Raw genomic sequence first — 23,029 nt, forward strand, 5'->3', positions numbered from 1 at the left:
CAGAAGCGTCTTTCCGGTTGGTCACGTCAAGCAGAGCCGCACAAGCGAGGTCAATTGGTGACCGCATAGGCATCGGAGAAGCCGACGTCCTTGACGCTCTTCAGCAGCTGACTGCGTTCGGATTTCGATTGGGCCGGCCCGACCAGCACCCGCCAGAACGGTTTTCCGTTGCTGGACTGGGACAGGACTGAGGGCATAAGCCCGGCATTGCGCATCTGATCGGCGGTGCGTTTGGCATTGGCCTCAACACTGAAAATACCGATCTGAATATAGGGTTTGTTCAGAGAGGAACTGGCTGCTGCGGCCTTGGTTGCGGTTGAGGCCACGGCGGGTGCTTCTGCCTGCGCAGGCGCAACAGCGGTCGGGGCCGCCGCGTCAATGGCCGCCGCAGCACCAGCGATTGGGTCCAAGGGCTGCGTGTCGATATCGCCGCCATCGGCAAGAGCGACATCGGCCTCCTCAAGGATGACCTCCGCAGGTTGTTCCGGATCCGCGACTTTTTCGCGGCGCAGCGCGGTTACATTCAGTTCAACCGGTGCACCCGCCAACATGCCCAGAGCTTCGGACGCATCGGAGGACACCTGCAGCCGGGGACCGGGAATTTCCCGCTCACGCCGGAACAGCGCACCGATCACAAATTTGCCATTCGCCTGATTGCGGATGATCACCTGTTCGGGATCTTCGGCATCTGGATGCGCCACCCAGACCCCGCCCAGCGAGGGGCGCCCATCCCAAAGACCCGCTTCGGTCACCTGAAACACCTCCGGTGCCTCCACCTCGCGTTCGACCAGGCGGGTGCTGCTGGAGGGGGTGACGGCGCCGTCTCCCTGTGGCTTTGGTTTCAGGAAGGCCAATCCGGGGCCTTCTTCGCAGGCGCCGAGGATCATCAGCCCGGTCAGTGCCGCCGCAAGCCGTCGGCCCCGGCGCGAAGACCCTTGGCCTTTGGCGCTGTGTTTGCTTGTCGACATAGCGTGAACCATGTGTGCTTCCTTGCCCGTATCTGACGGCGCTTTGCGCCTTCTTATGCGCGCTGTCCTGCGCTCCGTGCCGATTGCTTCGGCGTCAGCTGTTCCTGTACCGGTTGTTCCGGCGCCCTTATGATGGGCGCAGCATAGCCGCCACGCCAACGCAAGGAAACCCTGCCACAGCGCGCTCGGCAAGTTTTCGGCGATCCCGGTTCCCTGTGGCAGCCCGTCATACCCAGCACCCGGCGCTAGGTATCCGGGACCGGTGGCGGGCACCGTGAAACGGAATAGGATGCAATTCCCTCTTGCCAGACGGGCAACCAGCGCCTAAACCCGGCGCCGACCGGGGAGGTGGCAGAGTGGTCGAATGCGGCGGTCTTGAAAACCGTTGAACGTGAGAGCGTTCCCAGGGTTCGAATCCCTGTCTCCCCGCCACTACAGCCGCCCCAAGTCCTGACGCATGGTCATTGCCACGGGCAAGACTGGGCATCTGCTCAGTAGCTCTTAGTCCCGCCGCAGCAGATAGATATCCATGATCCAGCCATGATCCGTGCGTGCCTTTGCGCGGGTCTCGATGATCTGATCGCTGACCTCTTCCAACCCGCCGGAGATCGAAATCTCGTTTTCCATACCGGCATAGGCCGTCCACCAGATCTGGAGGCCTGCGGGATCAAGCGAGCGGAACGAACAGGCGCCATCCAGCATCACCACCAGCGTCTCGGTCCCCTCCGGCCAGCCCGCATCGCGCAGCTGCCGCCCGGTGGTGATGGTGAAGGGGCCGTTGATGGTATTGATCGGGATCGCATGCGCCGCCGTCAGCGCCTGAATGGAGGTGATGCCGGGAATGACGCGCAGGGCAATCTTGGCCCTCGTCTTTAGCCGGTCAGCAATGCGCATCGTGCTGTCATAAAGCGACGGATCCCCCCAGACCAGAAACCCAACCGCGCCACCTTCCGGCAGGTGGGCGGTGATCGTCTGCCACCAGATCTCAGCAATCGCGTCATGCCAGTCATCGACCCGCTGACGATAATCCTGCGTCGCCTCATTCCGCACCGGTAGGTCGAATTCCACGATGCGGGGCGCGGGGTGGTCCGGGTCGCCCTCGCGGATCGCTGCGGCGCAGATGGCTTGGCGCAACCCCGCCAGATCATCCTTCCCGGCGCCCTTATTGGGGATCAGGATCAGATCCTGCGCATTCAGCGCCTCCACCGCCTGCAAGGTCAGATGCTGCGGGTTGCCGGTGCCGATGCCAATCAGGGTAAGGTCAATCATTGCGGCCCTTTCAAATAAAGACACGGCCCCGAAGGCGGGGCCGTGCCGGTTCAGTCATGTGCCAAGGATCAGGCGTTGTTGTAAAGACGCGGTGTCACCAGCGCGCTGCCGTTGAGACCACGCAGGGCCTTTGCACCGGCCAGAACCGCCAGATCGGCAATCGGCTCAATCAGCACCACCAGCATATAGGCACCACCAAAGGTCAGCACGGAAGTTACCGTTTCGCCACCAAACCCCTGACCGTAGAAGGCCCAGAATGCCACCCAGGCCACCACGCCGCCCTGATAAGCGGTGCTCAGCGCCAGCGCTTGGCTGTACTTGAGGTCGACATAGGCGGTGCCCGGCGCGATGATACGGGCGGCCAGCGCTTGCAGGGCAAACAGTGGCACCAAGAGGGTGGTCAGATTGATGAAATACATCGGCAGATCAAACGGCGCAAAGAACACGCCCTGGATCAGCAGACCCGCCGCCAAACCAAAGGCCGCAGGCGCGGCCCCTAGGATCAGGAACAGCGTCGAGCCGAGAATGAAATGCACCTCTGAGACGCCAACCGGGAAATGCGGCAGCACCTCGAAAAACAGGAACACGCCCACGGTCGCGATCATGGCGCGCAGGGCATAGGATACGATATTGGTCTTTTTCAGGTCCGCAAAGGTTTCCTTGGCGGCATAAGTCGCAGCGCCAGCTGCGGTGGCATAAGACAAGCCGATTTTGGTGGCATCAACGATGCCTGGTTCGATATGCATTACTGTCTCCTCTCCGTCTCACCCGACGGGTTGATTATGTGGCATGGCCGGTCTCCTGACTCGCGGGTCGCTGCTTGCTCTCCCCCTTCCCAGCCCGTTGGCCAGTGGGTGTTGGAAAGCTGCTCGCCGCTCACAGTCGCGGGGGCGGTTGAGGCTTCGGTGCCGCGATTGGGTCCACCGTTCCTCATTCCCGTTTCAGTCCTGACGCTTAGCGCCGTTGGAACACCATATGCCGCCTATGTGCCCGCTGGCGCCTGACTCGGTCAAGTTTGAATCCGGCTCCGCAAGAGATGTTAGCGACGCGCCCTTGGGTCAGCGGGACCCTGCGCGCACCACAGCAGGACATCCCATCCGCACAGCGCAGACAGGAGCATCACAGAGGGCGCAGCACCCGCACAGGCGAGCAGAGGGTCTGACGCGTATCGCGGCCGACCGCCTGATGCGGATCAGCCGGTCTCGGGGGCACCCAACCCGGCGTGGGCCGGATCTGCGGGCTGATCTGCCAGCGGGCCATAGAGGATCAGCACCGGCGCGGTGGTCCGCATCGCCCGCAATGCGGCCGGCAGATCCCCCACTGTATGGCAATGCAGCTCCTGCTCCGGTGTCGACACCCCCAGCGCCACCAGCGCATGTGTCTGGGGCGGCAACCCCGCCTCCATCAGCTTTTCCGCCAGCGCCGCAAAGGTGCTCTTGCCCATGTAGACAACCGTTGTGGCCTCACCATCGGCAAGGGCGGCCATATTCAGATTGTCCGGCAGGCCACCGGTGACGTCATGGCCGGTAATGAACTGCAGCCGCCGCGCCGTCATGCGCCGGGTCAGCGGGATGTTCGCCGCCGCCGCCGCCGCCGAGGCGGCCGTGACGCCGGGCACAATCTCAAACCCGATCCCGGCCTGCCGCAGCGCGGTGATCTCTTCTTCCAACCGGCCAAACACACCGGAATCCCCGGATTTCAGCCGCACCACATGCAGGCCACTCTGGGCGTAATCGACCAGCAGCCGGCTCACATGGTCCTGCTTGGGGGAGGGGCGGCCCGCCCGTTTGCCCACGCCCACCAGATCGGCGTCCGCGCGGGCATGTGTCAGGATCGGCCCGGAGGACAGATCGTCAAACAGCACCGCATCCGCCGCCTCCAGCCGCTTCACCGCCTTCACGGTCAGCAGCTCCGGATCGCCGGGGCCAGAGGACACAAAGGAGACAAAGCCGCTCATCCCTGCTCTCCGGTGATCAGATGGAAGAAGGTGCCGGTGACATGGCCCTTGATGGAACCAGTCTCTGGCACCGGGTTGCCGTCAGCGTCCATGACATTGGCCAGCGGCGCGTCGGGTTCTTCCAGAATGGTGGAATAATGGAATTCATGCCCGCGCAACGCCGTGCCTGCCTCAAAGCCGGGCATCCCCGCCTGCAGAATGGCGCGGCGGTAGCCGAGGTGGAATTTGCGCTTCTCGTAAGAGGTCACGAGGCCCAGCAGCCCCAGCATCTGGTGGCGGGTGCCCGCCTTGTCGATCAGTGCCTCCCCCAGCGCCATATAGCCGCCGCACTCACCATGCACCGGCTTGGTCTCGGCATGTTTGCGAACGCCCGCGCGGAAGGTCTCCGCCGCCGCCAGCGTGCCGCCATGCAGCTCAGGGTAGCCACCGGGCAGCCAGACCAGATCGGCGTCCGCCGCCGGGGCCTCATCCGCCAGCGGCGAGAACGGCAGGATCTCTGCCCCCGCCGCGCGCCAGCCGGTCAGAAGATGCGGATAGGTGAAGGAAAACGCCGCATCCCGCGCCAGTGCAATCCGCTGGGCGGGCGGCGTGGGCAAGCTGGCAGCCGCAGGGGCCGCCCCCGACAGTGCCGCCGATTTGATCGCCTCCATATCCACATGCTCACGCAGGAAGGACGCATAGCCTGCAATCGCGGCTTCCAGATCCGGATGTTCCACCGCCTGAATGAGGCCCAGATGCCGCTCTGGCAGCGCCAGATCGCCACGCCGGGGCAGGGAACCCAGCACCTTGATCCCGGCCTTCTCCATGCCCAATCGCGTCAGCCGCTCATGCCGCGGGCTGGCAACCCGGTTCAGAATGACCCCGGCAAAAGGCAGGTCAGGATCATAGTTCTTGAACCCCAGCGCCGTGGCCGCCGCCGATTGCGCCTGACCGCCCACATCAACCACCAGCACGACCGGCCAGCCCATGCGCTTGGCGGTCTCGGCAGAGGAACCAAAGCCCGACTGCCCGCGTGTCGCTACCCCGTCATACAGCCCCATGGAGCCTTCGCCGATGCAGATTTCCGCGCCTGCCGCCTGTCCGGTGACCGCATCCAAGAGGCCTGCGTCCATCGCCCAGGTGTCGAGGTTGAAACTGGGCCGTTTCGCTGCTGCCAGATGAAACGCCGGGTCGATGTAATCCGGCCCGCTCTTGTAGGGCTGCACCACAAGGCCATCCTCAGCGAGCGCCCGCAGCAGGCCCAGCATCACGGTGGTTTTGCCGGTGCCCGAGGAGGGCGCGGAAATCATCAGTCCGGGAGGGGTCATATCAGTCATCGCCATGGCTCCAGCTGGACCATGGGCTGTCGGCGCTTTGCGGCCGGTAGCGGCGGTCGTAATCGGCAGAGTAGAGGCAGCTTTCGTCAAAGCCTTCGCCCTTCAGCACCGGCCCCACCAGAATGAGCGCCGTGCGGGAGATCTTCTCGTCCAGCGAGTCCTTGAGTGTCTCCAGCGTGGCGCGGTGGATCTGCTGATCCGGCCAGCTGGCGCGGTACACCACCGCCACCGGGCAATCTGCGCCATAATGGGGCGTGAGGCTCTCGACCACATGATCCAGATTGCCGATAGACAGATGGATCGCCAGCGTGGCGCCGGTCTTGGCAAAATTCTCCAGCGATTCACCTTCCGGCATTGAGGACGCCCGCCCCGGCGTACGGGTCAGCACTACCGACTGGCCAAGGCCGGGCAGGGTCAGCTCGGTCCCCAGCGCCGCCGCAGCAGCGGCAAAGGACGGCACCCCGGGGGTGACTGATACCGGAATGCCCTCGGCTTTCAGGCGGCGCAGCTGCTCGCCCATCGCCGACCACACTGACAGATCGCCCGAATGCAGGCGGGCGACGTCCTGACCAGCCTCATGCGCCGCCTTGATCTCACCCACGATGGCCTCCAGATCCATCGCCGCCGTGTTGATAATCTTGGCATCCGCCGGGCAGTGGCTCAGGATTTCCTCCGGCACTAGCGAACCGGCATAGAGGCACACCGGGCAGGACGCGATGATGTCGCGCCCGCGCAGGGTCAGAAGGTCGGCAGCGCCCGGTCCGGCGCCAATGAAGTGAACGGTCATGGCTCAAGTCTTTCTGCTATGGCCGCGGTGGCAAGCCCATCCGCGGTGACAACTCTCGGGGCCAGAAGACGCGCCCGCGCCCCCGGTGTCCCATGGCGCGCGCCCGCCAGCGCCGCGGCTTCCGCCAGCGACCCAGTGCCGAACCGCGCCTTGATCCGGGGCGAGCAGGTCAAGGTCTGCTCCCCGGCAATATCCTGTTCCGGCAGCGCAATCACCGGCAGGCCGATGCTGCGCGCAAAGTCCTGCATGGCAGGCGCTGCAGCCTTTTCCGCGACAGAGGCCAGCGCATCCACACGCTGGCCAGTCAGCGCCAAAGCCGCCTGCAAATCCGCCGCCGTTGCAGAGGCTCGAAATCCGATCCCTGCCACTTTCATCGCGTGACGCTCCACTGAATGACAGGCCGCGCGCGCCGCCAGTCGCGCATGGAGCCCAGGGGTCCGGCTTCGGCGATCTCTGCCTTCAGCAGGTGTCCGCCATACGTCGCATGGGCCTGCATCAGCAGGGTTTCTGTTTCCAGGGTGACGCCATTGGCCACCAGCCGCGTGCCCTCGGGTAGGATGTCCCACAGGTGGTCCAGCAGCGCCTGCGAGCCGCCACCGCCGATAAATACACAATCGGGCAGCGGCTGGTCCTTCAGCACATCGGGCGCTTTGCCCAGCACGGCCTGCATCCGGTGGTCCAGCCCGAAGGCTGCCGCATTGGCGCGGATGTTTGCCAGCCGACTCTCGCGCGGCTCGAACGTGACGGCCTGCGCCCCCTGTGCCGCCAGACACCACTCGACAGAGATTGAACCAGAGCCGCCGCCGATATCCCACAGCAGCTCGCCCATGCGCGGTGCCAGGGCCGACAAGGTCAGTGCCCGAATCGGCCGCTTGGTGATCTGCCCGTCGCTGGCAAAGAGATCATCCGCCAGCCCGGACGCCTGCGGCAGACCCTTGCGGCCCGCTGCCTCAACCGCCACGGCAACAGGGGCCTGAATGTCTTGCAGGTCAAAATCTTGTGCCGCTGAAGACCGCACCCTCTGACGCGGCCCGCCAAGGCATTCCATCACGGTCAGTCTTGACGCTCCGAACCCTTCAGCGGTCAGCCATTCCGCCAGCTCTGCCGGTGCCGCCCCGTCCCGCAGGGTGCAGATCACCCGCACACCCTTGCCCAACAGTGGTCGCAGCCGCGCATAGGGGGCTGCATGCAGGCCAAGGCAAAGAACCTCCTCCAGCTTCCAGCCCAGCCGGTTCGCCGCCAGCGCAAAACACGCGGGCGCCGGGTGCGACACCCATTCACCCGCTTCAAGATCCCGCATCAGCGAGCCGCCCGCGCCGTGCCAGAACGGATCACCTGAGGCCAAAACCACTACGCGCCGCCCGCGCATCGCCAGCACCGGTTCAGTGGAAAACGGCACCGGCCAGGGCTGCCCCTTGCCGCCAGCACCAGCCAATTCCAGATGCCGGGGCCCGCCGAAAATAACCTCGGCCTCCACCAGCGCCTTCCGGCTTGCATCACTCAGGCCTTCCAGTCCATTTTCGCCCAGACCAATGATTGTGAGCCAGTGTTTGGAAAGGCCATCAGACATGACACGCATCCTTCTTCTGGGCGGCACCACCGAGGCCTCCAACCTGGCCAAAACCCTGGCCGAGGCGGGCGCAGATGCGGTGTTTTCCTACGCTGGCCGCACCGCCAAGCCGGTCCGCCAGCCGCTGCCAACCCGTGTGGGCGGCTTTGGCGGTGTGGACGGACTGGCGGCCTATCTGCTGGCCGAAGCCATCACCCATGTGATCGATGCGACCCACCCGTTTGCCGCGCAGATGAGCACCAACGCGGTGCAGGCCTGCAAGTCGGTGGGGGTGCCGATCTGCGCCTTTGAACGCCCGGCCTGGCAGGCGGGCGAAGGCGACCAATGGGTTCACGCGGACAGCATTGAAGGCGCGGTGGACGCTCTGCCCGAGGCCCCCGCACGGGTGTTCCTGGCCATCGGCAAACAGAACCTCGCCCAATTCGCCGCCAAGCCCCAGCACCACTACCTCTTGCGGCTGGTGGACAAACCCGAGGCCCCTCTGCCTTTGCCGCACGCCACGGTCGAAATCGCCCGTGGCCCGTTTGACATCGCGGGTGACACCGCCCTGATGCGGCGCCACGGCATCACCCATGTGGTGGCCAAGAACGCCGGCGGAACTGGTGCCGCGGCCAAACTCACTGCCGCGCGCACGCTCGGCCTGCCGGTCATCATGATCGGCAGACCCAAGGTGCCCGAGCGGCCCGTCCTGGGCAGCGTGGCAGAGGTTATGGCCTGGATTGCTCATCCTTCGGCAGCGTAGCGGGGGGTGTAGACGTAATTGCCAATGCGCCGCGTGTCGCGGTTGCCAACAATCACCACGGTGCGCATATCGGCCATCTCAGGCGTTGCGTCCTTCAGCGGCAGGGTCAGCAGCTCTTGTCCCGGCTTGGTCACGTCACGGGCAAAGGTGATCAGCGTGTCCCGGCCGCAGGCCTCCCGCAGGATGTCCAAAGCACGGGCAAACTGATGCGGCCGCGACTTGGAGCGCGGGTTGTAAAACGCCATCGCCAGCCCGGCCTCGCCCACCAGCTGCAGGCGCTTTTCAATGAGGCTCCAGGGTTTCAGGTTGTCGCTGAGATTGATGGCGGCAAAATCATGCCCTAGCGGCGCGCCGATGGCGGCAGCAGCGGCCAGCATCGCGGTGATGCCGGGTAGTACCTTGATCTCCAGATCCAGCCATTCGGGATGGGTTTCGGCATTGTTTTCAAGCGCTTCGAACACGGCAGAGGCCATGGCAAACACGCCGGGATCACCCGAGGAGACCACCACAACCCGCTTGCCGGCGGCGGCCATTTCCAGCGCATGGGCGGCGCGGTCGACCTCGACCCGGTTGTCGCTGGCGTGCAGGGTCAGCCCCTCACGCGGCGCGATGCGTTTGACATAGGGAATATAGCCAACGATATCAGTAGCTTCGTCAATCACGTCGCGGACTTCCTGCGTCACCAGCGCGTCGCTTCCGGGGCCGAGGCCGGCAATCACCACCCAGCCATTTCCTGTGTTGCTCATGGCCGACGCCCCTGTCCGTGCACCAATACGATGGAGAAGTAAGGCACCTCGCCCTCGATCTCCGACAGTTTCTGCACGCTCTGCCCCGGCATGGTGCCGCGTTCCACGAGCCATGCGTCATCGGCGCGGCCCGCGCGTTCCAGCGCGCGGCGCAGCTTGGGCAGGTTGCGGCCGATCTTCATGACGACCAGCGCGTCGGTTTCCGCTGCGCGTTTGGCCAGCTCATCCTCGCTGAGGGTGGCCATGGCCACGGTCAGAACATCGTCCCCCCAGGTGATCGGCTGGCCGGAGGCGGTCCAGCAGCCGGACATGCCGGTGATGCCCGGAATGATCTCCTGCTCCGCACGGCCCTGCAGGCGGGTATAAAGGTGCATGTAGGAGCCATAAAGGAACGGGTCGCCTTCGCAGAGCACCACCACGTCCTCATCCTTGGCGATCTCGGCCAGGGTATCGGCCCACTGGTCATAGAATTCCGCCAGCACCCGGTTGTACTCGGGGTCCGAGAAATGGATCTCGGTCGTGACCGGATATTCCATCGCGTGTTCGGTGACGTCCTCGGCCAGCATCCCGTCCACGATCGCGCGGGCCTGGCCCTTGCGGCCGGCCTTGCGGAAATAGGCGATGTGACGCGCGCCTGTGATCATCCGGTGCGACCGCACGCTCATCAAATCGGGATCACCGGGGCCGAGCCCTGCGCAGAAGACAGTACCCATGGTTATTCTTTCCAGCTCGCCAGCGCGTTGACCGCAGCCACCGTGATGGCGGAGCCACCCAGACGGCCCTTCACGATCATCGACGGTACCGGCAGGTCTTCCATCAGCGCGTCCTTGGATTCCATCGCGCCGACAAAACCCACCGGGCAACCGATGATGGCGGCGGGGCGGGGGCACGCGGGGTCTTGCAGCATATTCAGCAGGTGGAACAGCGCGGTGGGGGCGTTGCCGATAGCCACGACAGCGCCTTCCAGTTTCGGGCGCCACAGCTCCAGCGCCGCTGCCGAACGGGTGTTGGACATTTCCTTGGCCATATCCGGCACTTTCGGGTCGCGCAGGGTGCAGATCACCTCGTTGTCCACAGGCAGGCGCGGGCGGGTGATGCCTTCGCTCACCATATAGGCGTCACACAGGATCGGCGCGCCGTTGGCAAGCGCTGCGCGGGCGGTCTCGGCCATGCCATCGGAAAACCGCACGTACTCTTCCAGCCCCACCATACCGGCGGCGTGGATCATGCGCACGACGACGCTTTCCTCGTCCTTGTTGAAGCGCGCCAGATCGGCCTCGCGGCGAATGGTGGCAAAGCTTTCGGCATAGATCGCGGCGCCGTTGGTCTCATAGGTGTGGAGCATGTCAGCTGCCCTCTGTCAGTAGGTCGGGAGTGGCGCGCAACGCGGCGGCGCTCAGGGAGGTGTTTAGCGGGTGATCGGCGGCAGTGCCATTGCAGATCAGGTCGAATGTATCCGCGCCGGTGGCCGTCAGGACCAGATCGGCCGGGCGGGGATGGGCGCAGCCCTTGGTGCAGCCGGAAATATGCAGGTGTTGACCCGCAGGGACCGCAGCGGCCAGATCGCGGGCCAGATCGCGCGTCACCGCGCGCGCCTGCGGGCAGCCGGGCGCGCCGGTGCAGGCGCTCACACGCAGGCGGGGATCCGTGGCGTCCAGGATCAGGCCGGGCAGGGGCGGCAGGCTGTCGATGCCTTCCACCAGCAGCATCCGCCAGGGGGTCAGCCGCAGCACGCCGTGACCGGCAAGTTTGGCCAGCGTGTGGGCAGGCATCTGGCCGAATTCCAGCGCCACCAACAGGCCAAAGGCGGTTGCACCCGGTCGCTGTGGTGCAAGCCGCGTTGCGCCGGGGGCGGGGGCGGCATGCGCTGCGGGGGGCGCGCGGCGCGCCATCAACTGGTGCATTCTGCCACGTCCCTCAGTCGCGCCGCCCTGATCGAGAAACCAGCGGGCCAGGGCGAGCGCCTCGCCAGCGGCTGCTTCTGCCGTCACTGGCAGGCCGGTGTCTGCCCCATCGGCCCGCAGGAGCAGCCCGTCCGGGCCGCGCTCAATACGGATATCGGCAGCGGTATCAGTCAGGACCGGAGCCGCGCCGCAATCCACCGCGAAGCCGAATTTTCCGGGCAACTTCAGATCCGTCGCCTCTGTCAGCGCGGCGGCCAGATCCAGCGCAATCTGGTGGCTTACATCCCCCGCCTGCCAGAAGGGCGTCAGGGTGATATTGCGCCGCGCCTCGGCACCCGCGTCCTCATCCAGCAGATCGAGATCACGCAACCCGGCGATCAGTGCCGCGTGGGCCTCTTCACGGATGCCGCGCAGCTGCAGGTTGGCGCGCGCCGAAATATCAACCAGACCCGAGCCATGCGCCTGCGAGAGAGTGGCCAGACCCCGCGCCTGTGCCGGGCTGAGCTGCCCCAAAGGCGCGCGCACCCGCACCACCAGCCCGTCACCCGACATCATCGGGCGCAGCGCACCGGGGCACCAGCCATAGACTTTGGGTGTGGCGGCGGCGCTCACACCGCCCCCTCCAGTTCGGCCATGATCGAGTTGCGCCGGGTGCTCCAGAGACCTGCATCGTGCAAGGCGCGGAAGCGGTCGCGCATGGCGGCAAGGGCGTCGGGGTTTTCGCGGCTCATGAACTCAACCAGATCCTCGCGGCCCAAAGTGGCCTCGAAGTAGAGATCAAAGAGATGCGGCTGCACCACCTGCGCCAGATGCGCGAAGGCGGCCATGTGATCCAGCGTCGCTGCCACCTCAGCCGCGCCGCGAAAGCCGTGGTTCATCATCGAGGTGGCCCAGTCGGGATTTGCGGCGCGGGCGCGGGTGACGCGGGCGATCTCCTCGCCCAAGCTGCGCGCCTGCGGTTTGTCGGGGCGGGTTGCGTCCATGTGGTAGAGCGCCGGTGCCTCTTGGCCGATCCGCGCCATGGCAGCGGCAAATCCCGCCTCATGGGCGGCATAATCCGAGGCCACCAGCAGATCGGTTTCCGGCAGGTCCTGAAGATGTACGAAACTGTCCGTGGTTTGCAGCCGGGCCTCCAGCGCCTCGCGGGCATCGTGGATATCGCCTTTGGCGTCGATTGCGTGCGAAGATGCATTGAGCCAGGCCTCGCCCGCGGCCTGCCGGGCTTCGTCGGTGTAATCGTCCAGATGCGGGGTCATGGACAGGCCGTATTGGCCCGGTTTTGGGCCAAAGACGCGGGGTGTTTCGGTCAGATAGGGGTTGTCTGCGCCGCTCTCTTCGCGGGCGGCCAGCGCGCCTGCGGCGGCCTCGAACATCTGGGCAAGGCCGGGGAAGACATCGCGAAACAGGCCCGACACCCGGAGCGTCACATCGATGCGCGGACGGTTCAGCATCGTGAGCGGCAGTACCTCAAACCCGGAGACGCGTTCAGAACCTTCGTCCCATTTGGGAGCCAGCCCGGCAAGATGCAGCGCCATGGCAAACTCCTCACCGGCGGTGCGCATGGTGGCAGAGCCCCAGAGATCAATCACCAGCCCTTTGGGCCAGTCGCCGTGGTCCTGAAGGTGGCGGCGCAGCAGCTCTTCCGCCAGTTTGACGCCTTGGGCATGCGCGGCCCGCGAGGGCACCGCGCGGGGATCCGTGGTAAAGAGGTTGCGCCCGGTCGGGATCACATCTGCGCGGCCCCGGAAGGGTGATCCAGAGGGGCCGGGGGCGACCATCTGGCCATTGAGGGCCGCGATCAGACCGGCGCGTTCGTTCACCCCACATTGGCCGGTGCCAAAGATATGCAGCCCCTCGCCATATTGGCTTTCCTTGATGTCGCAGACAAAGGCGTCGATCCGGGTGATCGCCTCGGCGGCGCAGCTGTCCGGGGTGAGGCCCAGATCCGCTTCCACACCGGTGCCCTGTGCCTCGGCGCGGATGTCATCGATCAGCCGGTCGCGGCGGGCGGGGTCCAGACCGTCGGCGGTGGAATATTCATCGAGCAGGCTTTCGAGCCGCGCCATGCCGTCGGGCAGATTGGTCTGCGCCAGCGGCGGTGGCAGATGGCCGAGGGTGACGGCCCCGATGCGCCGTTTGGCCTGGGCCGCCTCACCGGGGTCATTGACGATAAACGGATAGGCAACCGGCAGCGGGCCGGTCAGCACCTCCGGCCAGCAGGCCGCCGAAAGCGCCACGGATTTGCCCGGCAGCCACTCCAGCGTGCCATGGGCGCCGATGTGCACAAGGGCATCGGCCTGCGCCCGCAGCCACATGTAAAACGCCACATAGGCATGGCGCGGGGTGCGGTCGAGGTCGTGGTAATCGTCGACGCGGGTCTTCACCTCGCCGCGCTCCGGTTGCAGGGCGATCAGCGCGTTGCCTGCGTGCAAGGCCTTGAAATGAAACGCCCCCTCATGGCAATCGGGATCGTCTTCCGGCTGGCCCCAGGCCTCGGTCAATGTTTGCTGCAACGCCTGCGGCAGGGCAGACAAAGCCGCATGATAATCGGCGAGGGGGACGCTCTGCCTTTCCTCCATCAGGCGCAAGCCGGTGCTCTCCAGCGGTTCCACGGCATACCCCTGATCCCAAAGCTCGCGCAGGATTTCATCGCAGGAAGCCAGCGCATCCAGACCCACCGCATGGGCCAGATTGTGATCTCGTCCCGGATAGGTCGACAGCACCAGCGCCAGACGTTTCTCTGGATTGGGCAGGCGGGACAGATGCAGCCAGCCTTCGATCCGGTCCACCGCGGCCTTTACCCGGTCCATATCGGCGCGATGGGCAAAACGGGAATATTGCAGGTCGGGGTCTTTTTTGCCCGGCGCCTTGAAGCTGACCAGCCCGGCAAAAATTCGTCCGTCCACCTCGGGCAGCACCACATGCATCGCCAGATCGGCGGGGGACAGGCCGCGATCGGCCTCAGCCCAGTCTTTGCGCCGCGCGGTCGACAGGGCCACCTGAAACACCGGGCAGCCGGTGGTCGACAGCGGCGAGACGCTGCCGTCGCTGCCCTGCGCGGAGAATGCAGTGGCGTTGATGATCGCAGCCGGGGCCAGATCGGGCAGGGCGCTGCGCAGCCAGTCGGCGGCCTCCGGTGCCTTGAGGCTGGCGGCAAAGACGCCATAGGCGGCGTAGCCCCGTCCGCGCAGCTCACCGATCAGCGCATCCACCGGCGCGGTGTCGGCGGCGGTCAGATAGGAGCGATAGAAGCTGACCAGAACCAGCGGTTTTTCCGACGCAGGCAGATCTGCCAGCACCCCGCGATCCGGGTCGTAATAGCCATATTGCGGCACCGATTTCAGCCCTGCCACCGGACCGGCATAGAGCCCCGCCGCCAGCGACAGCTGCGCCAATGCGGCCTGTGCGGCGACAGCGCCGCCGGTGTCGCAGAGATGCTGCAGACGGCGCAGGGTAGAAACCGGCAGGGTCGACAGCTCATCCAGACGCGGATCTTCGCGCCCGTCCGCAGGCAGGATCGCCAGCGCGATGCCTTTGCGGCGGGCCAGATCCTGCAGGGTGGCAAGCCCGTAGGACCAGTAGCTTTCCCCGCCGATAAGACGCACGAGGACGCCCTTGGCGCCCTCCAGTGTCTGCTCGGCGTAGACGTCCACCGACAGCGGGTGCTTCAGCGCCACCAGATTGGCGAGCCGCAGTGTGGGCAGCCGGTCCTTGCCGCGATGCCAGCCCGCCGCAAAGGCCCCGAGATCGCTGTCGGAAAACGACAGCACCACAAGGTCCGCAGGCGTCTGCCCGAGGTCCTGCGGGGTATCACTCTCGTCAAGGCCGTGGCTTTCGCGGAAGACGACATGCATAGGTCAGGCCCTTTCAGAAAGAAGAGCGGAGGGCAGCGCCCGGCCTCGGGAGGAAGCGAAGCGCCCTCCCGTGGGGGAGGTCGGGCGCTGCCCGGCGTTGCCGCCGGGCGAAACTGTTGAAGTTTCGCCTTGGCGCATCAGCTTCAGGCCCCCAGCTCGGCGCGGATCGCCTCGGCGTCGATATTGTCATGCTCGGCGATGACCACGAGAACGGTCTTGCGCGCCTGTGCGCCCCAGGGCTGATCATATTGCGCGCGCAGGCGTTCACCCACGGCCTGAACGAGCATCCGCATCGGTTTTCCTTCCACCGCAACATAGCCTTTGACGCGCAGGATATTGCGCTCGCGGGCGAGTTTCACGATGGCATCCTGCAACAGTTGCGGATCGGAGACTTCGCCCATTTCGACCACGATTGTATCAAAATCGTCATGGCTGTGGTCATGATCATGATGGTGGTCGTGATCGTGGTCATGATCATCGTCGTGATGATGGTGGTGTTCGTGATGCGAGGGGCGCGCGTCCAGATCATCTTCGGCGGCGGCCTCAAGCCCCAGAATGACGCGCGGGTCGATCACGCCTTCGGACATCGACAGGATCGGCAATTTGCGCGGCGCTTCCGCCTCGATCATGCTGCGGGCCTTGTCCAGACCGTCCTCACCGGCAAGATCAGCCTTGGACAACAGGATGATATCGGCGCAGGAGATCTGATCCTTGAACAGTTCCGACAGTGGGGTTTCGTGGTCGATGCCTTCATCGGCCTCGCGCTGGGCCTGCACGGCCTCCAGATCGGTGGCGAACTGGCCCTTGGCGACGGCTTCGGCGTCGGCCAGTGCGACCACGCCATCGACGGTGATGCGTGAGCGGATCGCGGGCCAGTCAAACGCCTTCAGCAGGGGTTTCGGCAGCGCCAGACCGGAGGTCTCGATCACGATGTGATCGGGTTTTTCCGGCAGGTCCATCAGCTGTTCGATGGTCGGGATGAAATCATCGGCGACGGTGCAGCAGATACAGCCATTGGCCAGCTCCATGATGTTTTCTGCCGGGCAGTTTTCATCGGCGCAGGATTTCAGGATTTCGCCGTCCACCCCGGCGGTGCCAAATTCATTGACGACCACGGCCAGACGTTTGCCCTGCGGGTTCTGCATCAGATGGCGGATCAGGGTGGTTTTGCCCGCACCAAGGAAGCCGGTGATGACGGTGACGGGGATTTTATTCAGGTCGCTCATGGGGTTAATCCTTGGACAACGAAGGGGGAGTGGAAGGCGCCGCCACAGGTGCAGGCGGGATGCGGGCAATGGATTGCTTGCGGAACACCACAGGGCGTTCGCGCCAGGGCACCAGACCATCCGTGGTGGCGGCATAGGCGGCAGCGCCGGTCAGGATGTCGGGCACATGTTCGTCGGGATCAAGATCGCCGTAGATGTAGCTCCAGCGGGCATCGCCGCCGCTCAGCACCATGGAACAACCGCGGGTGCAGGCCGACAGGCATTCAACACCGCGCACATTGACACCCTCGGGCAGGTCGGCCGCCTGCAGGGCGGACAGCATTTGCGCACCGGGGCGCGGGGCCTCCGGGTCGGTCACCTCGCCGCGACGGCAGGTGGTGCAGATCGTCAGTGTTACCTCGGCCATGAGCGCCCTTCACTTGGTTTCAGCGAGGGGGCTGCGGGCCAGCGGGGGCGCGAAGGTCGCGCGGGGATCCCTGCCGGTCGCGGAACACCCCGTCCGCCCGTTGCGTTTCTTGCGCTGGCAGGTCTCCCGGCTTGCGGATGCCAAGGCCTGGGGCCTTGACGGTCATCCGGCCTTCCCGAGTTTCCTCAGTGGCATCGGAGACCTCTCCGGTCACGGTCGCGGGGGCGGCTGTGCTTGGTTTGGCCCGGATGGCCCAACTGTCACATTCCCTCTTCGCCTGCCAAATGGCAGGAACCAACAAAACCCCCTTGCGCCATTGCCCCTGTCTTTGTCAAGACATGGGCGAACCACTAGGAGAGCCCCGATGAGCGATAAGTCCGAGACCGACATTTCCGAAGCAGAAGCGGCACGCCACGCGGCGAAGATGGCCAAGAAGAAGGCCGCGCGCGACCGCATGATGCAGAACAAGGATGGTGAGAAAGGGCTGATCATCGTCCACACCGGCCCGGGCAAGGGCAAATCCAGCTCTGGCTTTGGCATGATCATGCGCTGCATCGCCCATGGTATGCCCTCGGCCGTGGTGCAGTTTATCAAGGGCGCCTGGCAGACCGGAGAACGCACGCTGATTGAAGAGAATTTTTCCGACTTGTGCCAGTTTTACGCGATGGGCGAAGGCTTTACCTGGGAAACACAGGACAAGGCCCGCGATATTGCCGCCGCGCAAAAGGGCTGGGAAAAGGCCAAGGAGATGATCCGCGACGAGCGCAATACCATGGTGCTCTTGGATGAGATCAACATCGCCCTGCGCTACGACTATATCGACATCGCCGATGTGGTGGAGTTTCTGGAAACCGAAAAACCGCCGATGACCCATGTTGTGCTGACCGGCCGCAACGCCAAGGAAGAGCTGATCGAAATCGCCGATCTGGTCACCGAGATGGGGCAGATCAAACACCCCTTCCGTGACGGCATCAAAGCCCAGAAGGGCGTGGAATTCTGATCGCTTGTGACGATTTGAGATGGAGCGCCCCCGCTATCCATTGCGGGGGCGTTCCGCCGAAACTGCGCGGTCTGACTGGTCGCGAAATTCTGAGCGCTTACGGCAGGTCATAAAGCCCGAGGGCGTTCCCGTCAGGGTCGGTAAACTCTGAATAGGTCACGACATCTGGAATTTGAATGGCGGCGCCGGTATCAATGCCAGCGTCAGCCCATTTGGCCTGAGAGGCGGCCATATCCTCCACCAGAAATCGGACGACAGTCCCGGACGGCTGGGGATTTTCGGTTTCGAAGATCTGATACCACGTATCGGGCGCCACCTTGAATTCGACAACGCCGGGAACGGGCTTTAGCACCTCAACCTCAGGGCCAAATAGGGTGAGATACCACGCTTCTGCATCGGTGATCGAGGCCACAGGAACGCCGACGGTGATCTCCTTGAAAGGGTCAGCGGAGGCGACACCAGCTGCAAGCAGCAGGGCGAGGGATGTTGTGCAGACACGGCGCATCGTTATGAGCCACCGGTCAGATCTTCGGCCAGCATCATCGCGTTGCCGTCAGGATCATAGAAGGTCGCTGTTTTGACCATGCCTTCGACGACATCGGTTTCACCGTCAAATTTCACCTTGGCCTGTTCCAGTTTCTGCCGCGCCGTATCCAGATCTGCGATGCCGAAGACGGGAACGCAGTTGCCGGGGGCGGGTTTGGTATGTTCTCCCAGACCGATTGTGACGCCGGATGTCTTGGTCTGCAGCTCCGACCAACCGGCCTCATCCGCGTGGTAGATCGTGTCAAACCCAAGCATGGTTTTGAACCAATCCGCAGTTGCGTGGCGATCCTTGACCGAAAACGAGATTGTGATGGTGTCTTCCACTGAAACAAGCGCCATGGTCTTCCCTTTTGATCGAAAATATACTAACTATACTTTATGGACATTGAGACGTTTGTCAACACCACCTCAAGGGCCTGGGCGATCCCTATTCTGGCCCATCTGCACGCAGGCGTTGCCGGGCGGCAGGCGCCGCTGCTGACGGCCACCGGGGCAAGCAGGACGGCGTTTGCGCAAAGCGTTGATCACCTGATCTCAATCGGGTTGCTGGAGCGAAATCCCGGCTATGGCCACCCGCTGCGGCCTGAGTTTCGGCTGACCGCGCTGGGCGTTTCCGCCGCCGCCACCGCCAATAAAATCCACAGTGTCACAGCCGAAGAAGATCGCGATTTGCTGCGGCGATCGTGGACGTTGCCGATTCTGACGGCCCTGCATGAGCCGAGCCACTTCAACGATATTAAGCGCAATCTGCGCAGGATTACGGATCGCGCCTTGTCTCAGTCGTTGAAAACGCTGGAGGGGCGGCAATGGGTGCATCGCCACGTAGATGAGGCTGCCCGCCCCCCACGCTCAATATATCATGCGGTGAATACCGGTGGTTTGATCAGTCGTGTTGCGGCCAGCGACATCAGCTTTGCCGGATAGCTTCGCCCGCAGTGCGAAAGCATGAGAGGCAGCATTGCCCCCCTAGGACCGCCTGATGAACATAGGCGGGAATGTCAGCCCTTCTGACCAAATGTTTCGCGTGCGAAACAATCGGGCAAGGAGGCTGATACTTTTTATGGGCGTTGCGCAGGGGGCGGACGCATAGGGAGTGGAAGTGTTGCGGAGGGGTTAAGGCGCCGGGGCCTGAAATGGCCCGGCGCCCACCCGTCCCAGAGACCGCACTCAGGCGGCCAGATCTGCGGCCTTGCTGCGGATATATGCGTCGACCGCCGCGCGCTCTTCGTCGCTCAGGCGCAGGGCCAGTTTGGTGCGGCGCAACAGGTAATCCTCGCCGGTGCGGACCCATTCCTGGGCGATGGTCCAGTCAAGTTCACGGGCGGTGATGGTGGCGCCGAAGGCCTGGCCGAGATCGGCGGCTGTGGAGGCTGTGCCCAGCACGTCCCAGGCCTCTGTCCCATAGGCGCGGATCAGGCGGCGGGTCGCGTATGGGCTGAGGAAAGGGTAGTCTTGGGCCAGTTTCGCGGTCAGTTTTGCCACGTCCCCAACCGGGAAATCTCCGCCGGGCAGGGCAACGCCTGCGGTCCAGTCGGCGGGCAGATCGGGGAACACGGTGGCGATCTTTTCCAGCGCGGCCTCGGCCAGTTTGCGATAGGTGGTGATCTTGCCGCCAAAGACATTCAGCAGCGGCGCGGCGCTGTCGTTCAGGGTCAGCACATATTCGCGGGTGGCGGCAGTGGCAGAGCTTGCCCCATCGTCGTAGAGCGGCCGCACGCCGGAATAGGTCCAGACGATATCGTCGCGGCTGAGCGGATTGGCGAAATATTGCGAGGCGAAATTGATCAGGTAATCCTGTTCCTCCGGCGTGCAGGTCGGGGCGGTCTGCGGGTCGGGGTGGTCGGCGTCGGTGGTGCCGATCAGCGTGTAGTCTTCCTCATAGGGGATGGCGAAGATGATGCGCCCGTCGGTGCCTTGAAAGAAGTAGCAGCGCCCGTGATCATAGAGTTTTGGGACCACGATATGACTGCCGCGCACCAGACGGACGCTTTCGCGGCTGTTCTGGCCCAGTTTCTGACGCAGCACATCTGCCACCCAGGGGCCGCCGGCATTGACCAGCATCTTGGCGCGGCGCTGCGAGGTTGCGCCCGTGGTGATGTCTTCAAGGTCAATCACCCAGTGGTCCGCATTGCGGGTGGCGCCGGTGACTTTGGTGCGGGTCATGATTTCGGCGCCGCGGGCCTCGGCGTCGCGGGCATTCAGCACCACCAGCCGCGCGTCTTCGATCCAGCAGTCGGAATATTCAAAAGCGGTCTTGAACTTCGGATCCAGCGGGCGGCCTGCGGGATCGCTGGCGAGATCCAGTTTGGAGGTGCCGGGAAGGATGCCGCGTTTGCCGAGGCTGTCGTACATGAACAGGCCAAGACGGATCAGCCAGGCCGGGCGCCGGCCCTTCATCCACGGCATGATGGTGGTTAGCAATTTTGAGGTTGGCGTGGTGTTGTCGAAGCGCATGTCCTTGTGGAAGGGCAGCACAAAACGCATCGGCCAGGAGATATGTGGCATCGCCTTCAACAGCACCTCGCGTTCGATCAGCGCCTCACGCACCAGCCGGAATTCGAAATATTCAAGATAGCGCAATCCGCCATGAAACAGCTTGGTCGAGGCGGAGGAGGTGGCGGAGGCGAGATCGTTCATCTCAGCCAGCGCAACAGACAGGCCGCGACCGGCGGCGTCACGGGCGATGCCGCAGCCATTGATGCCGCCGCCGATAATGAAAAGATCGGTGATTTGGTCTTGAGCGTTTGTGTTAGACATTTTCGCTACTTTCGTTTTCGCCAACCCAGAGGATTTGCGTGCCTGCGGCCTTTGCCGCGCGGGAAAATTCAGCGGGGACGGGGCGGTCGGTGACCACCACGTCGAGATCAGAGATATCGCAGATGCGGACCGGGGCGGTGCGCTCGAACTTGCTGCCATCGCAAACGAGCACGCGCTTGCGGGCGTTTTTGAGGATGGCGCGGGCGACGGAGACTTCGCGCGGGTCATGGTCGAGAATGGCACCGTCCGCATCCATGGCCGAGGCGCCAATCACCGCGATATCCACCTTGTAACGGGCAATGAACTCCAGTGCGTCCTCGCCGACGATGGCGCCGTCACTTTGCCGGATGGCGCCGCCGACCAGCACCAGTTCCTTGCTCTCATCCTCCATCATCATATTGATAATGTTGATATTGTTGGAAAGAACGGTAAGGCCGCGATGGCCGGAAAGGGCGCGGGCGACCTGTTCGGTGGAGGTGCCGATATTGAGGGTGATAGCGCAGTTGTCGGGGATCAGGTCGGCGGTGAGTGTGGCCATGGCGCGTTTGCCACGGGCGTTCAGCTTGCGCCGTTCGGCGTAGTCGCGGCTGGCGCCACTGCTGCTGCGGACCGCGCCACCATGCACACGGGAGAGCGCGCCACGGGCGGCCAGATCGCGCAGGTCGGTGCGGATGGTCTGCAGCGAGACGCCAAAGCGCTGCGCGAGGTCCTCAACCTCGACCCGGTCCTGTTGGGTCAGGAGGTCGAGAATAGCAGCCTGTCTGTCGCTTGCGTCCATGGGGGATCCTTTCGCAGGCCTATCTAGGCCTCCGGTTGCGAAAAGTCACGGATTATTTTCGTTTTGCTTTCGTTTTACTTTCTTGGCTGGCTGATCAGGCAATCGGGATCAGATGGTTGTCCCAAGCGAGATCTGTGCGGGCCCGGATGTGTGGCGGACGATCGGCTTGGCTGGTGCTCAGCTGTGCCAGCAGCCCCTGACCGGTGGTGACAACAAAGCCATTTGCGTCACTGGCCAGCCCGCAGACATCCGTGAGGCGAATTTCCCGCAGCAGCGCGCCGGTGATGCAATCGGCGATCTGCACCACACCGCCGCGCGGGGAGGTGACGGCGATCTGTGTTCCATCGCGGGAAAAGGCGACGGAGCCGCCATAGCCGTTGAGGTTGCGCAGGCGGGGGTCATCTTCTGCCATCAGATGCGCTGCTGCGCCGGGGCGGTGCAGGCCGATGATCGGCAGATCGGCGCCCAGATCGCCCTGCCACTGCATCGCAAACCCCACGGTGCCATCGGTGTGGATCGACAGGTGACGGATCGAGTTCAGGCGCAGGTCTGCATCGAGGATCAGCTGATCCCGCAGGGTGCCCTCAAGGCTGAGGTAGCTGAGGTTGGGTTGCATCGTGGCGAGGTTCAGTTTCGCACGGCCGCTGTCGGGATGGGTCTGAATGCCGCCGTTGGCCACCACCAGATCGTGCTGGCCATCAGGGCGGGTGCGCAGGCGGATATCATGCGGGCCAATGCCGCCGGAGGCATGATCGTCGATCCGGCGGTAACCATCGCTGGCGTCCCAGATGCCGATCCGGCCATCGCCGCTTTCAAAGGCGTTTTCGGTGGTGAAGAGGGACCTGCCGTCCGGGGAGAATACGCCATGGCCATAGAAGTGATGTCCGGTGGGTGGCGTGAGCCGGGCCAGGGCCGCACCGGTGCGGCAGTCGATCACATCCGCGAACTGTCCGGGGCGGCGGGCAAAGGCAACCGCCTCCGGGCGGGTCGGATGCGCCGCTGCGGCATGGCCGCGCGCGGGCAGCGGGTGGCGAAACAGAATGCCGCCTGCGTGATCCAGACCAGCGAGGAGGAAACGGCCGTCGGAGGATTTCCCCGCAGAGAGATAGGCCGGGTCTCCGAGGTCGGCCCAGCTGGCCTGCGGCGCCATGCCTGCGGCCAGAAGACCGGCAAGAAACCCGCGACGGGAGGGGCCGGCCATGG

23 protein-coding genes, 1 tRNA gene and 2 riboswitches are annotated in these 23,029 nt (G+C 64.4%); of the genes, 4 read left to right on the plus strand and 20 right to left on the minus strand.

Annotation, left to right across the window (positions count from 1 at the left end; translation table 11 throughout):
- Window positions 1-50: 50 nt before the first annotated feature.
- Window positions 51-968, minus strand: coding sequence for an SPOR domain-containing protein (locus phaeop14_RS03610; RefSeq protein WP_420874966.1), 918 nt, complete (start codon window positions 966-968; stop codon window positions 51-53).
- Between the two features lie 342 nt (window positions 969-1,310).
- On the opposite strand from phaeop14_RS03610, the gene phaeop14_RS03615 reads away from it, so the two are divergent.
- A tRNA-Ser gene (locus phaeop14_RS03615) sits at window positions 1,311-1,400 on the plus strand.
- Window positions 1,401-1,469: 69 nt separating this feature from the next.
- On the opposite strand, the gene cobF is transcribed toward phaeop14_RS03615, so the two are convergent.
- The 7 genes from cobF to cbiE all read right to left on the minus strand — a co-directional run bounded on the left by cobF (window position 1,470) and on the right by cbiE (window position 7,867).
- Window positions 1,470-2,237 (minus strand): precorrin-6A synthase (deacetylating), encoded by a 768-nt coding sequence (cobF, locus tag phaeop14_RS03620; protein ID WP_096788781.1) that lies wholly within the window; start codon window positions 2,235-2,237, stop codon window positions 1,470-1,472.
- A 68-nt stretch (window positions 2,238-2,305) separates the two neighbouring features.
- Window positions 2,306-2,983, minus strand: coding sequence for an energy-coupling factor ABC transporter permease (locus phaeop14_RS03625; RefSeq protein WP_040173788.1), 678 nt, complete (start codon window positions 2,981-2,983; stop codon window positions 2,306-2,308).
- A 28-nt stretch (window positions 2,984-3,011) separates the two neighbouring features.
- A riboswitch (cobalamin riboswitch) is annotated at window positions 3,012-3,228 on the minus strand.
- A gap of 201 nt (window positions 3,229-3,429) precedes the next feature.
- Window positions 3,430-4,194 (minus strand): uroporphyrinogen-III C-methyltransferase, encoded by a 765-nt coding sequence (gene cobA, locus phaeop14_RS03630; RefSeq protein ID WP_096788782.1) that lies wholly within the window; start codon window positions 4,192-4,194, stop codon window positions 3,430-3,432.
- Entirely contained in the window at window positions 4,191-5,510 is a 1,320-nt protein-coding gene (locus tag phaeop14_RS03635) for a cobyrinic acid a,c-diamide synthase CobB (RefSeq protein WP_096790216.1), read from the minus strand. Before phaeop14_RS03635 ends, cobA begins: the two co-directional genes overlap by 4 nt.
- Entirely contained in the window at window positions 5,503-6,297 is a 795-nt protein-coding gene (gene cobM / locus phaeop14_RS03640; protein ID WP_096788783.1) for a precorrin-4 C(11)-methyltransferase, read from the minus strand. Before cobM ends, phaeop14_RS03635 begins: the two co-directional genes overlap by 8 nt.
- Window positions 6,294-6,671, minus strand: coding sequence for a cobalamin biosynthesis protein (locus phaeop14_RS03645; RefSeq protein ID WP_096788784.1), 378 nt, complete (start codon window positions 6,669-6,671; stop codon window positions 6,294-6,296). The genes cobM and phaeop14_RS03645 overlap by 4 nt, the downstream gene beginning before the upstream one ends.
- A complete protein-coding gene (gene cbiE / locus phaeop14_RS03650) occupies window positions 6,668-7,867 on the minus strand; it encodes a precorrin-6y C5,15-methyltransferase (decarboxylating) subunit CbiE (RefSeq protein WP_096788785.1) in 1,200 nt (399 codons plus the stop codon). The genes phaeop14_RS03645 and cbiE overlap by 4 nt, the downstream gene beginning before the upstream one ends.
- On the opposite strand from cbiE, the gene phaeop14_RS03655 reads away from it, so the two are divergent.
- Complete coding sequence (locus phaeop14_RS03655; protein WP_096788786.1) at window positions 7,866-8,609, plus strand: cobalt-precorrin-6A reductase; 744 nt, start codon at window positions 7,866-7,868, stop codon at window positions 8,607-8,609. The two genes, cbiE and phaeop14_RS03655, sit on opposite strands and share 2 nt — an antisense overlap.
- Here the strand turns inward: phaeop14_RS03655 and cobJ are convergent.
- The 7 genes from cobJ to phaeop14_RS03690 all read right to left on the minus strand — a co-directional run bounded on the left by cobJ (window position 8,591) and on the right by phaeop14_RS03690 (window position 16,745).
- A complete protein-coding gene (cobJ, locus tag phaeop14_RS03660) occupies window positions 8,591-9,355 on the minus strand; it encodes a precorrin-3B C(17)-methyltransferase (protein ID WP_096788787.1) in 765 nt (254 codons plus the stop codon). The genes phaeop14_RS03655 and cobJ overlap by 19 nt on opposite strands.
- The gene (locus phaeop14_RS03665) at window positions 9,352-10,068 is read right to left on the minus strand and encodes a precorrin-2 C(20)-methyltransferase (protein ID WP_167385670.1); all 717 of its coding nucleotides are present in this window, start codon (window positions 10,066-10,068) and stop codon (window positions 9,352-9,354) included. Before phaeop14_RS03665 ends, cobJ begins: the two co-directional genes overlap by 4 nt.
- A gap of 2 nt (window positions 10,069-10,070) precedes the next feature.
- Entirely contained in the window at window positions 10,071-10,700 is a 630-nt protein-coding gene (locus tag phaeop14_RS03670) for a precorrin-8X methylmutase (RefSeq protein ID WP_096788788.1), read from the minus strand.
- 1 nt (window position 10,701) lies between these two features.
- On the minus strand, window positions 10,702-11,871 hold the full coding sequence (gene cobG, locus phaeop14_RS03675) for a precorrin-3B synthase (RefSeq protein WP_096788789.1): 1,170 nt from the start codon (window positions 11,869-11,871) through the stop codon (window positions 10,702-10,704).
- Window positions 11,868-15,113, minus strand: a complete 3,246-nt coding sequence (gene cobN, locus phaeop14_RS03680) for a cobaltochelatase subunit CobN (RefSeq protein WP_096788790.1) — start codon at window positions 15,111-15,113, stop codon at window positions 11,868-11,870. Before cobN ends, cobG begins: the two co-directional genes overlap by 4 nt.
- A 143-nt stretch (window positions 15,114-15,256) precedes the next feature.
- Complete coding sequence (cobW, locus tag phaeop14_RS03685) at window positions 15,257-16,339, minus strand: cobalamin biosynthesis protein CobW (RefSeq protein ID WP_040173767.1); 1,083 nt, start codon at window positions 16,337-16,339, stop codon at window positions 15,257-15,259.
- 4 nt (window positions 16,340-16,343) lie between these two features.
- Entirely contained in the window at window positions 16,344-16,745 is a 402-nt protein-coding gene (locus phaeop14_RS03690; RefSeq protein ID WP_040173764.1) for a DUF1636 family protein, read from the minus strand.
- 99 nt (window positions 16,746-16,844) lie between these two features.
- A riboswitch (cobalamin riboswitch) is annotated at window positions 16,845-17,059 on the minus strand.
- A 50-nt stretch (window positions 17,060-17,109) separates the two neighbouring features.
- Between phaeop14_RS03690 and cobO the strand changes: the two genes are divergently transcribed.
- Window positions 17,110-17,745, plus strand: coding sequence for a cob(I)yrinic acid a,c-diamide adenosyltransferase (gene cobO / locus phaeop14_RS03695; protein WP_024098039.1), 636 nt, complete (start codon window positions 17,110-17,112; stop codon window positions 17,743-17,745).
- Window positions 17,746-17,842: 97 nt separating this feature from the next.
- Here the strand turns inward: cobO and phaeop14_RS03700 are convergent, their stop codons facing one another.
- Together phaeop14_RS03700 and phaeop14_RS03705 are read right to left on the minus strand one after the other, a co-directional pair.
- Window positions 17,843-18,250, minus strand: a complete 408-nt coding sequence (locus phaeop14_RS03700) for a VOC family protein (RefSeq protein ID WP_096788791.1) — start codon at window positions 18,248-18,250, stop codon at window positions 17,843-17,845.
- A gap of 2 nt (window positions 18,251-18,252) precedes the next feature.
- The gene (locus tag phaeop14_RS03705; protein WP_096788792.1) at window positions 18,253-18,630 is read right to left on the minus strand and encodes a VOC family protein; all 378 of its coding nucleotides are present in this window, start codon (window positions 18,628-18,630) and stop codon (window positions 18,253-18,255) included.
- 39 nt (window positions 18,631-18,669) lie between these two features.
- On the opposite strand from phaeop14_RS03705, the gene phaeop14_RS03710 reads away from it, so the two are divergent.
- A complete protein-coding gene (locus phaeop14_RS03710; protein ID WP_024098036.1) occupies window positions 18,670-19,215 on the plus strand; it encodes a winged helix-turn-helix transcriptional regulator in 546 nt (181 codons plus the stop codon).
- Between the two features lie 243 nt (window positions 19,216-19,458).
- Here phaeop14_RS03710 and glpD read toward each other — a convergent pair whose 3' ends face one another.
- From glpD to phaeop14_RS03725, 3 genes are all read right to left on the minus strand, one after another.
- A complete protein-coding gene (glpD, locus tag phaeop14_RS03715) occupies window positions 19,459-21,048 on the minus strand; it encodes a glycerol-3-phosphate dehydrogenase (protein ID WP_096788793.1) in 1,590 nt (529 codons plus the stop codon).
- The gene (locus tag phaeop14_RS03720) at window positions 21,041-21,826 is read right to left on the minus strand and encodes a DeoR/GlpR family DNA-binding transcription regulator (RefSeq protein ID WP_096788794.1); all 786 of its coding nucleotides are present in this window, start codon (window positions 21,824-21,826) and stop codon (window positions 21,041-21,043) included. Before phaeop14_RS03720 ends, glpD begins: the two co-directional genes overlap by 8 nt.
- A gap of 94 nt (window positions 21,827-21,920) precedes the next feature.
- Entirely contained in the window at window positions 21,921-23,027 is a 1,107-nt protein-coding gene (locus phaeop14_RS03725; protein ID WP_096788795.1) for a DUF1513 domain-containing protein, read from the minus strand.
- Window positions 23,028-23,029 lie beyond the last annotated feature (2 nt).

Origin of the sequence: Phaeobacter piscinae (assembly GCF_002407245.1) — a bacterium.
In the GTDB taxonomy this organism is placed as follows: Bacteria; Pseudomonadota; Alphaproteobacteria; order Rhodobacterales; family Rhodobacteraceae; genus Phaeobacter; species Phaeobacter piscinae.